Raw genomic sequence first — 13,958 nt, 5'->3', positions numbered from 1 at the left:
CTTGTGCTCCCGCAGGAAGGCGATTATCTCCACTCTTTGATTAGTGTATTTCATATCAGCCTTTCCTGTGGTTTCCAATGCCATTTCCCCCTGTGCTTGCCTCTAAAGACAATTTTGCCATAGATGTAGGTAATAACTAATTCTAAATAATACTTATTCTTATTTAAGATTTACGATTAATTAAAAAGAGTTATCAAATAATTCTGATTATCAATTTCTCCTATAATTATCTCTCTCATATCAATTTGTTTAATTGCATAAGTGTGTTATGTTTTCATATATTTATGTATTCGTTTATAGAACATATCTGAACTTATCTTTTAATGAATATACATCAAAATTTTGTCTCAAAGGTTCAGTTTATATATCCACCTGTACAATGAAATCAGGATTAAGATGAGCAAGATCAAGATGCTTTCATGGAATGTAAATGGCCTTCGGGCTGCTTATAAAAAAGGATTTATGGAAATTTTCACAGCACAAGGACCAGATATTCTCTGTCTGCAGGAAACAAAGGCACAGGAGGACCAGTTACCTTCAGGTCTGCGGCATGTGGCCGGATATAAAGCATATTTTTCCTCCGCAGAGAAAAAAGGATATAGTGGAGTTGCCCTGTACACAAAACAAGAACCATTTGAGGTTAGCTATGAGCTGGGAACTACAAAGTTCGATGGTGAAGGCAGGATCATAGCTTCTGATTTCGGGGATTTCATGCTTTTTAACGTCTATTTCCCTAATGGAAAAGCCTCTAAGGAGCGGCTTGATTTTAAAATGGGGTTCTATGATATATTTCTGGATCACCTCGATGCTCTTAAAGCCCAGGGTAAAAAACTCATAATCTGTGGAGATGTAAATACAGCACACAGGGAAATAGATCTGGCACGCCCAAAGGAGAATGAGAAAGTATCAGGTTTTCTGCCTCAGGAAAGAGCCTGGATAGACAAATTAATAGAACATGGATATCTGGATACGTTTCGCATGTTCAGCGACCAGCCCGGCCAGTACACATGGTGGGACATGAAAACAAAGGCAAGGGAAAGGAATGTGGGCTGGAGGATAGATTACTTCTTTGCCAGTGACAATTTAAAGGATAACATAACATCTGCCTTTATCCTGCCGGAGGTCATGGGTTCGGACCACTGTCCCATTGGTATTGAGCTTGATATTTGAGATCTCTATCCGATGGAACGGCTCTGTTCAGACAATTGCGTTCAGGGCCAGGTCCACAGCTTCCACCGGGTCATCTGACCTTATTATACCATCAACGATCCATTTGCATTCTACGGCAACGACCGGTTTGCCTATTTTAAGGGCCAGGGCTATCTCCGAAAGAGTACCATATTCGCCACCCACAGCGATCAGAACATCAGAAGATGCGACAACTATGGCATTGCGTGCATGTCCCATATTGGTCACTATCTGGTAGTCAATGTACCTGTTCGCATCTTCGCGGCTATTGCCTGGCAGGATGCCAATTGTGTTCCCTCCCTGCCGCTTAGCTCCACGTGCACAGGCTTCCATTACACCTCCCAGTCCCCCGCATACAAGGACCATGCCACGCATGGCGACTTCACGGCCTATTTCCTCTGCTATCATCTCGGTCTTATTGTCACAAATCCCGCCACCTATCACTCCTACCTGTATCTTTGCCATATGTTTCCTCCACAGTTTGATAAATCATATATATTCGGCCTGGATTTTAAGTATCTCCCTACTGTCCTTCGCCATGGAATACTCCTCCAGAGGCTCTCTGTTAAGTTCCAGAAAAGTATGACCCCAGTTGAACTTGGAAAGTATATGCGCAGCTTGTTCTTTGTATCCGAGTATATATAACGAAGCAGCGAAAGCCTCTACAGATGTAAGTTTGAAGGGGCGGCCAAAGTTCACGGGATTGCCTGCAACCAGGTATGGTAATGCCCGATGCTGCAGGTCAAGCATGAGCAATTGAGGAAAGACAGCTTCTACATGTTCCCACGAGCAGTCCAGTACAGTAAGCCCTTTTGTTATACTGTCAGCAGGAGAAAGGGCCTTTTCGGCCATAGGGTCAAGAAGTATGGAGCCTCTGGGAATGGCATTCACCTTTTCCACGAGGCGGGCAAGCTCGAAGCGCACCATTTTTTTACCAGTGCACTTTTTAGGATCACATTGTCCTGCATGATAAAGGTATAGCCGAACTTCTTTTGATCTGCTTCTTTCCATAGGTTGTTGATAGACTTTCCTGTATAAAGCTTGAGCGAGGTTTAATAAAACATATTTTATAGTTATCTTTTTATATATAAATCGCATATCTTTCTGTATAAAGTTTGGATCAAAAGTAAAAACTGATAATCAAAGTTGTGAAGAAGATGGCTGCCAAAATATACACAATAACCTCTGGAAAAGGAGGGACTGGCAAAAGCATATTTGCTGTCAATCTGGCAGCAGCACTTGCCGGCCTTGCAAAAAAGACCTTATTGATCGATGCTGACCTTGGTATGTCGAACATAGGTCTCATGTTGGGATTGGAGAACAGTAAGATCACACTACACGAAGTGCTGGCTGATGAAGCGAACGTGGCGGATGCATTGTATGATGGACCTAACGGGCTTAAGGTCCTTCCCTGTGGCATATCTTTACAGGGTTTTAAAAAAGCAGACCCTGCTAGACTCAAGGATGTTATCGCCGAAGTTTCACCAAATTTCGAATTCATAATAATTGACACGGCCACTGGCATAAATCATGTAACAGCAAGTTCCATTGAAGTTTGTGATGAGGTCATAATGGTCCTTACCCCCGAGATAACATCTATTACCGATGGGTCCAAAATGAGGGTTTTTTCAACGATGTTAGGTAAAGAGGTCACAGGCATAGTGCTGAATAGAACTATGCCGGTACATGATGAAATATACAGGGAGAAACTCGTGAGTTCAGTTGATATGAATATACTTGAGGTACTGCCTGAAGATGTGAGCATACCCAATAGCATCGCAGGTAAAAGTCCTGTAGTCACAAAATATCCTTATTCGGAGATCTCTATAGCTATGAACAGGCTTGCAGCACTACTTTGTGGCATAAAGATGCCTGAACCCGAGGAAGGAAAACCACAAAAAAAGCAAAAAAATGAAAAGAAGCGTGTCGTAGCTGCGAAGCTGCCCTTCTCCCAGTCTAAAAAATAAGAGGTTATCATGGCTCTTACTGATGTAATCCAACATGACAGGAATTCAGGTAAAGACCCTCTTCCTGCGTTGCAAGGGATCAATATCATAGACCGGGATCCTAAACCCGAGGAAACTACCAATCTTCTTTCCAATATTAATAATGATGCTGTCCCCGATGATAACTTAGATGGTCTTAAAGCACGCATAGCCACTGATCATATACAATTGATCACGGGTCATAATATTGATTTTGATGCAAATGCCGCATGGGAACAGAACATAAGAAATGTTATCGCCAGCAAGGAACTAAACGTAGAGGCCGATACCAAAGCGCAGGAAGATGAACAGGTTTCATTGTACCAGCGACTAATAACAATTTTTTCTAACAGCTCTGAAGAGGAAGAGGAATATAATATTGCAATACATGGTCCCATTGTAGATTTTGGTATACCCGAAGGAAGCAATTTCAAAGAGATCGAAATGTATGCTGTCAATCCTCCGTATGCTTATATAAGAATGGCCTATGATCCATTTGCACATGAATACCAGTATCAGGTACTTGAACCCCTGCTCTCGGAAGACGAAAAGAGATTGCTGGACAATATAAAGCAACAGCTGATAGAAACCCTGGAGCTTAACCTTAAAGAAACAGATCATAAGAATGCTGAAAAGTACCTGAGGAATCAAGCAAAAAAATATCTTAGAGAATACAAGATAGACATCTCTGTCCGCAAAAAGGAAAGAGTGATATATCACTTGATAAGGGATTTCCTTGGATTCGGAAGAATAGATGCTATCATGCGGGATATGAGGCTTGAGGACGTATCATGTGATGGCCCGAACACTCCCATATATATCTACCACAAGGCCTACAATTCAGTGCCTACGAATGTTCTTTTCTCAGATGATGATGAGCTTGACACCTTTGCCATAAGGATAGCCCAGTTATGCGGAAGGCACATATCCATAGCAAATCCACTTCTTGATGCAACGATGCCCGATGGATCACGCATCCAGATCACCCTTGGAAGGGAAGTTACCACCCGAGGGAGCACATTTACCATAAGGCGGTTCAATGAGAATCCTATTACTCCGGCAAATCTCGTAAATTTCCACACTTTCTCCACGGCAATGATGGCATACCTGTGGATGGCTGTGGACTCGAGCAAAAGCATCGTATTCGTGGGTGGTACTGCATCGGGCAAAACCACTGCAATGAATGCTGTATCTCTTTTTATCCAGCCTGAAATGAAGATAGTTTCAATAGAAGATACAAGGGAACTTAATCTTTCACATCCCAACTGGATACCTGGCGTGACAAGAGAGTCCTTTGCCGGTGAAGAAAGAGGATCTATCCAGATGTATGAGCTTCTCAGGGCATCCCTGCGTCAAAGGCCGGAGTACATTCTTGTGGGTGAAGTACGTGGAGCAGAGGCTTATGTCCTTTTCCAGGCCATGTCCACAGGTCATACTACGTTCTCTACCATGCATGCCGATTCAGTGCAATCTGTAGTGCACAGGCTTGAAAATCCTCCGATCAATGTTCCAAGGATCATGATACAGGCTCTTGATATTGTTTCTATTCAGGCACAGGTAAAAGTGAATAATGAGAGGGTAAGAAGATGCAAATCACTTACAGAGATAGTGGGTGTGGATCCGAGAACAGGTGAATTGCTCACGAATGAAGTATTCATCTGGGATGCGGCAAAGGACAGTTTCCAGTATTCAGGCCGCTCATATATGCTGGAAAGTATAATGGAGAACAGGGGATGGAACGAAGAAAAACTTAAGGATGAACTTAAGAAAAGACAGGATCTTCTTGAATGGGCACGTCTGAAAAAGATCAGTCACTATAAGGACTTTGCTAAACTTGTGGTGACATATGGCAGGGAACCTGAAACTATAATGAAGATGGTAAGGCAGGATCTGAATGACTAATATCTATTTCAATGTAGCCTATGAGATATTCGGGAAATATTATGATGACCGGAGGCTTGAGTATTATGGTCTTCGGTTGAACATGCTCCGCAACCGAATGAGCATAGGCTATGACATGTATTTGTCCGGTGCAATGCTCACTGCTTTTGCATGTATGTTCTTTGCACTGATTGCTGTTAACCTGCTTTTTTATTTTACAGGTGTGCCTGATCTCACAGGATCGAGAATTACTGCTCCTCAATGGATGTTACAGTTCAGTGAGTACAAGAAAATAGCCATATGGTTCACCATGAACGCTATCACAGCGATCTTCGTTTTCGCTGCTGTGTATAAGACATTCGTGATATATCCGGCCGTTATGGCAGGAGAAAGGAAGAGAGGAATAGAACGTATGCTTCCTTATGCCATTAACTATATGTCCTCAATGGCAGGGGCCGGAGTGTTACCTTTAGATTTGTTCCGTTCTCTTGCAGCTAACGATATATACAGGGATGTGGCGGTAGAGGCAAGATATCTGGTAAGGGATATCGAAGTACTTGGGCATAATCTTGTAACAGGGATGAGGAACCTTGCTCTGACGACACCTTCGCCCTCTTTGCAGGATTTCCTGCAGGGAGCCATCACGGTGGTTACATCCGGTGGAGAACTGGAGCCTTATTTCAAGATAAAGACAGAGCAGTACCTTATTGATAATCGGCAAAAACAAAAAGAGTTCCTTGAAACACTGGGATTGCTGGGTGAGACCTATGTTACGGCTTTTGTTGCCGGACCTCTTTTCATGATAGTTGTTATATCGATCATGGCAATAATGGGAGGAGCTGAAATGATCTTCCTCTATCTGCTGATCTATGCGATCATACCCTTTGGAAGCGCAATGTACATTCTGCTTATCAGCAGCATGACACCGGAGGCATGAAAATGGAATGGAAGAAACTCTTTAAGAACGACTTCCCTGTAGATCCAAACTTTGACGAGGAAACTCTCCGTCAGATGGAAGATGCCACTGTAAGAGTAGGATTGGAAAATTCGCGTAAGAACGTAGTATTGAAACAGTTCATAAAAGATCCATACACGACACTGTGTGCCTATCCGGACTATACGTTCCTTATTAGTACACCAGTTGCCCTGGTGTTCCTGATCATGGGTCTTGTGAGGAATTGGCCAAACCCGATAATAGATGATGTTATCTTCTTCAGTGTTCTGATAGCCATATTCCCAGCTTCTGTAATGTATCAGAAGAAGATGAAGCATATCACGAAGATCGAAGAATACTTGCCTACGTTCCTTAGAGATATTTCTGAGATGAGTCGTGCCGGTCTTACTCTCTCCAGATCAGTAGCCACAGTGGCAAAAGGAGAGTATGGAGAACTTTCTCCCGAGATAAAAAAGATGAATGATCTGATGTCCTGGGGAGTTTCCTTTGAACGGTCATTGCTCACTTTCGCATACCGTATGAACACTGCTCTCATTGACAGGTCTGTTGCTCTGATCACTCAGGCCAGCAAGGCCGGTGGTCGGGTCTCTCAGGTATTGGAAGCTGCTGCCAGGGATTCTACCGAAGTGAAACAGCTCGAAAGGGAACGAAAGGGTAACATGATGGTGTATCTGGTGATCATTTACATGTCCTTCTTTGTGTTCCTCTTCGTCATAGCTATGCTTTCAATGACCTTTGTGCCTACTATGGCAACAGCAGGCCAGGCTGCCACAGATTCTGGCGCGGGCGGTCAGTTCATGGGCGCTTTCGATCCGGACCTGTTCATAAGGGTGATGTTCCACGCATCTCTTGTTCAGGGATTCTTCAGCGGGCTTGTCGCAGGGCAGATGGGAGAAGGAGCTATATCTGCCGGGCTTAAACATTCAATAGTTCTGTCATTTATAGCCTGGGTAACGTTCACTTTTTTCATCTGAGTTGGCAGAATGCATTGAGGGCATTCTTCCTCACTTTTTCAAAAATGTCATTTCCGTGAGCATCTATACCCACAACAAGGGGACCAAAGCGTTCGACTTCAAGTTCCCATACGGCTTCAGGCATTCCTAATTGTGGCCAGTGCACCGAACTGACCTTTTTTATCGATCCTGCTGCAAGGGCTGCACATCCTCCCGTATAGGCAAGATATACGCACTTATCCTCAAGTGTACCAGCTATTCCTTGCATGCCCCCTTTTCCAATGAGGGCCCTGACAGTATGTTTTTCAAGCAGTTTGGGTGTCATCCTGGCCATTCTGTCACTTGTGGTGGGACCTGCAGCAATTGCTCTCCATTTATCTTCTTCTTTGAGCATCAGAGGGCCACAGTGGTATATTGCCGCGCCTTCCAGGTCAAAGGGCAGTTCTTCGTTCCTGTCATCCAATTCCAGTATGTGAGCATGGGCTTCATCCCTGGCGGTGTATACAATACCACTTAAGTACACAACATCACCAGCAACCAGTTTTATAATATCCTCTTTTTTAAGGGGAGTGAATAGCTCATAAGTGCTCATGCTATCCCTCCAGCACCACTTTTGCGTGCCGGTTGGCCCAGCACTGTATGTTCACAGCCACAGGCAGTGATGCAGTGTGGCAATGTGCCTGCTTTACATGTACAGCAAGAGCAGTTGTACATCCACCCATGCCCATGGTACCTATGCCCAGTGCATTGATGTCCTTAAGTAGCTCAAGTTCGAACGGGTCCATTTTGTCCATGTCCAATAGAAGAGCTTGCTTTGCAAGTCTTGCCGCCTTGTCAAAGGAACCTCCGATGCCTACTCCTACAACGATCGGAGGGCATGGCATCCCTCCTGCCTTGAGCACAGTCTCCAGCACGAATTCCCTTATCCTGGAAATCTCTGTGGGATTGAACATGCGCAGAGCGCTCATGTTCTCAGAGCCAGCACCTTTGGGAGCCACTGTGATGCTAAGCTTGTTGCCTTCCACAAAACTGTAATTGATGTCAGGCAGGCCGCTACCAGTATTGTCGCCGCTGTTCTGCCTGGAAAGAGGAGATACGGCATTTGGTCTAAGAGGGACTTGCACTGTTGCACGGCGCACGCCTTCGACAATGGCACCTTCAAGATCGAAGTCCAGGATCAAGGAACGGCCGATCTCTACGAAGAAAACCATAATGCCGGTATCCTGGCACATTGGTATGGATCCTTTTTTGGAAAGTTCGATATTCCTTAAGATCGCCGCAAGCTGTGCTCTGGCAATTTCAGATGTTTCTCTTTCATATGCATCCTCAATAGCATCAATGACATCAGGAGGCAGACAGACCTCCGCTTCTCTTATAATGTTCACTGTTGCCAGAACCACATCCTCATAATTGATTCGACCTGTCAAATAACCACCCTGAAAAGACGATGAACCCCATAGTTGATCATTATTTGTTATTATCGTTATTTGTTGTTAAGCTGGGCATAGACCGCTGCCGCGACTATTATACAGCCGTATATTCCTAATTTGATAGTTTTGATTATCATTCCACCACCCATCCATGAAGCCAGGTTTGTAGGACCACCATTGAGCTAAACATTGCTTTTTGGAACGAGTACCACTTCTTGTACCTTAGACAGACCTTCCCTCTGATGTTCAACTATATTAATATTTCTCATGTATGATAATCTGGACATTATTGTCATGAGATCACATGGAAAATACGACCAAAACCAGAAGCAGACGGAAAAAATAATGACCCGAAACAGGAACAGACCTTATTTTATAGGTGCGGGAGAAGGGATTCGAACCCCCGAACGCCTGCGCGAGTAGATCTTGAGTCTACCACCGTTGGCCGCTTGGTTACTCCCGCATTCAGGTTTAAGATAGCAGTAATACAGGTATTAATTATAAACCTAACTGTCAGGAAGTATCTAGCTTAACATATTCAACGGAAGATTCATATCTTACATCTGCTAAGTTCATCATTGTTTAACATGAAAAAAGACTAAAAGATCAGAGGTAATTGGATGCGATCATATACAAAAAGGGTACTTTTCTTAAGCACATTACTGGTGCTTTTCATATCCCTTTCAAATATTGCTCCAGCCCCCGATCTTCGTGTATTGTCCATTCAGCATTATGATCTGCTCATCCTGTTGTTCTTCTTTTTGTTATTAGCTCCAGTTCTGAAAATGGGATCGATGAGCTCTTTAAGTAACAGGCTGTTCAGAGACCAATATCCCTTCCATGACCTGAAAACAGCTCTTGAAGATGCTGATCTGGGAGTGTGGGAACTGGATATGGAAAAAGGTACTCTTGATGTGAACAAATGTTGGGCATGCATGCTTGGATATGATCCTGAAGAGATCAAGCCCCATCTATCATTCTGGAATAAACTGGCTCACCCGGATGACTGGAAAAATCTGTTCTTTAACAGTTTTCATGGATCAAAAGACATAAATGATAATTTCAGGCATGAGATCCGTATGCTGGCTAAGCACGGCGTATGGAAATGGGTTGCTGTGAATGGCACTGTTGTCCTTCGGGATGCACAGGGCAGTCCTCTTAAGATCATTGGTACACAACTTGATATAGATAACATAAAAAAAGCTGAAAAAGAGATAGCACATTCCGAACACAAGTTCAGAACTTTGTTCCATAGCGCCAATGATCTGATCTTCATTCAGGATATGGATATGAATATCCTGGAAATGAATGATGCTGCCTCTAAACATCTGGGATACAGCAGGGAACAAATGGTTGACACCAAGCTGTTTGCTATCACTTCTGAAGAGTTTCACTCTAAAGAACAGGAAATGCAAAATGCATTGTTCAAAAACAGGTATTATGTCTACGAAACTTCCTATATATGCAATGATGGAGCCGTATTGCCGGTTGAAGTCAGTAGCCGTATCATATATTATGAGAATCGTCAGGCGGTTCTCAGCATTGCGAAGGATATCAGCCGGCGTAAAAGAGTTGAATCCGCGTTAACTCAGTCTGAGAACAAGTTCCGGTATATTTTTGACAATGTGAATGATGAAATATTCATGCAGGACATGGATCTCAATCTGCTGGAAGTGAACCAGGTTGCATGTCAAAGGCTTGGCTATGCAAAAAAAGAACTGCTGAAATTGCGGCCGGAAGATATTGAAACTCCTGATAATTCCCCTCTTATAAAGTCCAGGGTGACAGCCATAAATCTTTTCGATCATGGCATATTTGAATCGGAGCATCTGCGCAGTGATGGTACTACGTATCCTGTGGAACTTAGCAGTAGTATTGTGGAACTTGATGGAAAGAGGCGCATACTTACTATTGTAAGAGACATTACAGAGAGAAAAGAAGCAGAGGCAGCTGTTCGCAAGCACGAGATCGAAAAAGAGATGATACTTGATGGAATGGAAGAACAAGTTGTTTACCACGACCTCGATATGAGGATACTGTGGGCCAACAAGGCAGCTTGCAAATTTTTCAATAATGAGCGCAGTATTGTTATAGGTAAGCTATGCAATGAGATCTGGCCGGTTGGGATAGACAGCAATGGTAATTGCGCTATCATGCAGGCTAACATTCAGGGGATCTCCAGGGAAATTGAAAGGACAACCCCGGATGGCCGCATATGGAGCGTGAAAGGTTATCCTTTGAAAGAACGTCGTGGTGATGTAAATGGCGGCATTGTGGTAACGCTTGATATCACTGAAAGAAAAAAGGCCCAGGAGCAAATACAGAAGTTTAACCGGGAACTGCTGAGGATGAACGAGGAACTTAAATCTGTAGACAGGATAAAGAACGAGTTCCTGGCAAACCTGGGACATGAGCTCAAGACACCGCTCAGTTCTGTGATAGGTTATAGTGAACTGCTGGATTCATTGACCCTGGGAGAACTCAACGATGTACAGAAAAAGGCTTCTGAGTCTATATACAGGAATGCAGAAAGATTGCGCAGTTTAATAGACTCCCTGCTTTATCTGAGCTATGTGAATTCAGGAAAAATAGAATACAATTTCGAACTTATGCATATTCGCAGTGCCATAGACGAGGCACTTGCTAATGTCGCAAGGAAATTGGAAGATAAAGGTATAACGGTAGATACAAGGATCTCACATGAGATCTCTTTCATGAAAGCTGAACCGCAAAAGATCCAGGAGTTGCTCCACAACATACTGGATAATGCTATCAAATTCTCGCACGAAGGTGGAAAGATAGAGATAGCTGTTTATTCTGAGGAAGAGGACATGCTCAAGATAGAGGTCTCTGATCATGGGATAGGAATACCGGATGGCCATTTGAACAGTCTTTTTACACTTTTCCACCAGCTCGATAGTTCTATGAACCGCAGGTACGGTGGTACGGGCGTTGGTCTGTATATCTGTAAGAACATCATAATGGCACACAATGGCTCTATATGGGTTACCAGCAAAGAAGGTGAAGGCACGACCGTACATGTGTCTCTTCCTTTAAAAGGGAAGATCGTTGAGAGAAAAGAGTATATAGACCTCCCTGACAATTAAAGAGCACATGATGCTATACTCTTTTATAGCATAAAATGTCCTTTATCCCATATTATAAAAATCAGGCATTGTCAACATTATGATCATTGCCTAATTGGAGAGTTTATTTGAACTGGACGACCGCTGGAATTGCATTGTTTCTCCTGTACTGGATGCTAGTATCGTATCTGAACAGGAAAGGTATCCTTGAAAGATATAATATCACAAGTTATGGTCCCCTGTTGATGATCAGGACCACAAGGGGGCTTCAGCTACTTGACAGGCTGGCAGTGCCCAAAAAAGCCTGGAGATTATTTGCTGATGTCGGTATACGACTGATGTTCATAGGCATGTTCGCCATGCTGCTCATTGTGATAGTCTCGGATATTTCCATGCTTTCATCCCTGGGTGACAATACAATGCCAGAACCTAACAAGTTCAATGAGGCGCGCAACATATTCCTTATTCCCGGTGTCAATGAGTTCATCCCTTTTACATGGGGTTTGATCGCTCTTATTGTGACCCTGGTGGTGCATGAGTTTTCTCATGCCATTCTGTGCAGAGTAGAAAATATCCGTGTTAAGTCAATGGGCATACTACTTGCTCTTGTACCGGTGGGAGGGTTTGCAGAACCAGATGAGAATGAACTTTTTGGTACTGAAACAACTGGAAAGGAAGGTGAGGGGCCAGTTGAACGGACAAGCTCTAAGGCTGCTACCCGTCAGCAAAGGGCACGTATCCTTGCAGCAGGTGTCATGGCAAATTTTGTTGTTGCACTTCTTGCCTTCATCCTGTTCTTTGGTCCCGTGCTTGGTGCAATTGCACCTATAGGTAACGTAATGATCATGGATGCACAGGGTGAGGCTTCTGCTGCCGGGCTGGAGTCCCAGATGATCATCACTCAAATAAATGACAGACCTGTTGATAACATAATGGGAATGCTTGAATATCTTGATACTTTCCCGGAAGGTGAAACTGTCAGGTTATATGCTTCAAAGGATAGGGTCGCCTCTGCCTATGATATCAAGGTCGGATCAGCTGAAGAGGACATAAGGGGCGTTCTTATCCAGGATATAGTAGCTGCATCTCCCGCGGAGGCTGCGGGTTTACAGAAAGGCATGCGGATAATAGAGATGGACACTGTTCCCATGCGCACTGTTTATGACTTCCGTTCTTTCATGAACACCACATCTGCAGGTCAGTCTGTGACGCTGGTGCTTGCTGCTAATTCATCAGGCACACTTGAGTTGACGCTTGAGCTTGCATCACATCCGGATGAGGGAGATAAAAAGGGTTTTCTGGGAGTGTTTACCAGTCAGGATGAAAATGTGGCTACTCGTCTTGGTATCACGGTAGGGGAATTCCCTGCAACTACCTATCTCTCTTTGCTTGAGAGTATTCCTGGTATGTTAAAAGGAATAGCCGGCTGGCTCATCCTGTTGGGGTTGCCGATCGTTGGTTTTGCCGGTGAGGGGTTCCCGGGGTTCAGCGGGATGCTTGCTAATTTCTATACACCTGCCGGATGGGCTGAACCCTTAGGAATTGGTATATTCTGGATAGCCAACTCCCTCCTGTGGATCGGCTGGCTCAACTTCTATGTGGGTCTCTTTAATTGCCTGCCTGCAGTGCCCCTTGACGGTGGGCACATATTCAAAGATTACATAAAAGCATTTATTTACAGGCTGACCAGGAACGAAGAGCAGTCACTTCGCCTTTCTACGGCTGTAACTGCCACATTTGCAGTGCTGATATTCATGTCCTTTATGTTCATGATATTCGGACCTTATTTAGTGCATGGTTTCTGAGGACAGGCATAATTGGATGTGGTGATACATGAAGCACATGTATTTCTGGCGTGTTGCAGTTGCCAGATACATTGCATCCTTTTTAGCCCCTGTAATATAATTTGGCATCGTTGGTGATTTGCTCGGCGCAAGGCAGAGATGAACATTTCAAGGAACAGCATCTGAAAAACTAAGATGATGATATCATGGAGTTTCTGGTATTTGCGGTAATGGTATTTTTTTTGTCTGTGCTGTTTTCCATGATAGGTCTTGGAGGCGCCATAGTCTATGTACCCATTTTCTATTGGTCAGGATTTGACCTGCTCAGTGCTATACCTATGGGCTTGTTGTTGAATACTGTGACATCTGCATCTGCAGCCGTGACATACCTGCGAAAGGGACTTGTACAACTGTCTGTGGCCATCCCGTTCCTTATCATATCAATGATAGCTGCACCGGTAGGTGCTTATTGCACACGGTTGGTACCCGTCGATATACTGCTTGGGATATTCAGTATCATTATGGTACTGATAGGAACTCAGATGCTGTTACCTGGAAAAATTTTTTTTCCAGGAACCGGGAACCAAGAGAACATACGTTCTTTTCCTATTATCCTTGCCGGGGGGTCCGTTGTAGGTTTTGCCGGTGGTTTGCTGGGAATTGGCGGGGGTTCTCTGGTAATGCCATTGCTGATCT

At 43.9% G+C, this 13,958-nt stretch carries 12 protein-coding genes and 1 tRNA gene; 8 read left to right on the top strand and 5 right to left on the bottom strand.

Annotated elements, in window-relative coordinates; all coding sequences use genetic code 11:
- The first annotated feature begins 396 nt into the window (after positions 1-396).
- Positions 397-1,170, top strand: coding sequence for an exodeoxyribonuclease III (locus AB7U21_RS06210; RefSeq protein ID WP_333787674.1), 774 nt, complete (start codon positions 397-399; stop codon positions 1,168-1,170).
- 27 nt (positions 1,171-1,197) lie between these two features.
- Here AB7U21_RS06210 and AB7U21_RS06205 read toward each other — a convergent pair whose 3' ends face one another.
- Together AB7U21_RS06205 and AB7U21_RS06200 are read right to left on the bottom strand one after the other, a co-directional pair.
- Entirely contained in the window at positions 1,198-1,653 is a 456-nt protein-coding gene (locus tag AB7U21_RS06205; RefSeq protein ID WP_428387758.1) for a TIGR00725 family protein, read from the bottom strand.
- Between the two features lie 24 nt (positions 1,654-1,677).
- Positions 1,678-2,199, bottom strand: a complete 522-nt coding sequence (locus AB7U21_RS06200; protein WP_298683172.1) for a DUF367 family protein — start codon at positions 2,197-2,199, stop codon at positions 1,678-1,680.
- A gap of 146 nt (positions 2,200-2,345) precedes the next feature.
- Between AB7U21_RS06200 and minD the strand changes: the two genes are divergently transcribed.
- The 4 genes from minD to AB7U21_RS06180 are packed head-to-tail and all read left to right on the top strand — an operon-like array spanning position 2,346 to position 6,983.
- Positions 2,346-3,155, top strand: a complete 810-nt coding sequence (minD, locus tag AB7U21_RS06195; protein WP_428387755.1) for a cell division ATPase MinD — start codon at positions 2,346-2,348, stop codon at positions 3,153-3,155.
- 9 nt (positions 3,156-3,164) lie between these two features.
- A complete protein-coding gene (locus AB7U21_RS06190; RefSeq protein WP_428387753.1) occupies positions 3,165-5,075 on the top strand; it encodes a type II/IV secretion system ATPase subunit in 1,911 nt (636 codons plus the stop codon).
- A complete protein-coding gene (locus tag AB7U21_RS06185; protein WP_428387751.1) occupies positions 5,068-5,991 on the top strand; it encodes a type II secretion system F family protein in 924 nt (307 codons plus the stop codon). Before AB7U21_RS06190 ends, AB7U21_RS06185 begins: the two co-directional genes overlap by 8 nt.
- Positions 5,992-5,993: 2 nt before the next feature.
- Positions 5,994-6,983, top strand: coding sequence for a type II secretion system F family protein (locus tag AB7U21_RS06180; protein ID WP_333787680.1), 990 nt, complete (start codon positions 5,994-5,996; stop codon positions 6,981-6,983).
- Here AB7U21_RS06180 and AB7U21_RS06175 read toward each other — a convergent pair.
- From AB7U21_RS06175 to AB7U21_RS06165, 3 genes are all read right to left on the bottom strand, one after another.
- A complete protein-coding gene (locus AB7U21_RS06175) occupies positions 6,976-7,554 on the bottom strand; it encodes a FumA C-terminus/TtdB family hydratase beta subunit (protein ID WP_428387749.1) in 579 nt (192 codons plus the stop codon). The genes AB7U21_RS06180 and AB7U21_RS06175 overlap by 8 nt on opposite strands.
- A gap of 1 nt (position 7,555) precedes the next feature.
- Entirely contained in the window at positions 7,556-8,389 is an 834-nt protein-coding gene (locus AB7U21_RS06170; protein ID WP_333787682.1) for a fumarate hydratase, read from the bottom strand.
- Between the two features lie 383 nt (positions 8,390-8,772).
- A tRNA-Leu gene (locus tag AB7U21_RS06165) sits at positions 8,773-8,855 on the bottom strand.
- Between the two features lie 157 nt (positions 8,856-9,012).
- Here AB7U21_RS06165 and AB7U21_RS06160 point away from each other — a divergent pair.
- The 3 genes from AB7U21_RS06160 to AB7U21_RS06150 all read left to right on the top strand — a co-directional run.
- Positions 9,013-11,499 carry a PAS domain S-box protein gene (locus AB7U21_RS06160; RefSeq protein WP_428387746.1) on the top strand — a complete coding sequence of 829 codons (2,487 nt, stop codon included), beginning with the start codon at positions 9,013-9,015 and terminating at the stop codon, positions 11,497-11,499.
- 107 nt (positions 11,500-11,606) lie between these two features.
- The gene (locus AB7U21_RS06155) at positions 11,607-13,283 is read left to right on the top strand and encodes a site-2 protease family protein (protein ID WP_428387744.1); all 1,677 of its coding nucleotides are present in this window, start codon (positions 11,607-11,609) and stop codon (positions 13,281-13,283) included.
- 185 nt (positions 13,284-13,468) lie between these two features.
- A partial coding sequence (locus AB7U21_RS06150) for a sulfite exporter TauE/SafE family protein (protein WP_428387742.1) occupies positions 13,469-13,958 on the top strand: 490 nt, incomplete at its 3' end.

The organism is Methanomethylovorans sp., from assembly GCF_050177135.1.
In the GTDB taxonomy this organism is placed as follows: domain Archaea; phylum Halobacteriota; class Methanosarcinia; order Methanosarcinales; family Methanosarcinaceae; genus Methanomethylovorans.
The sequence above is the reverse complement of the archived record's forward strand: the minus strand, read 5'-3'. Positions and strand labels throughout refer to the sequence as shown.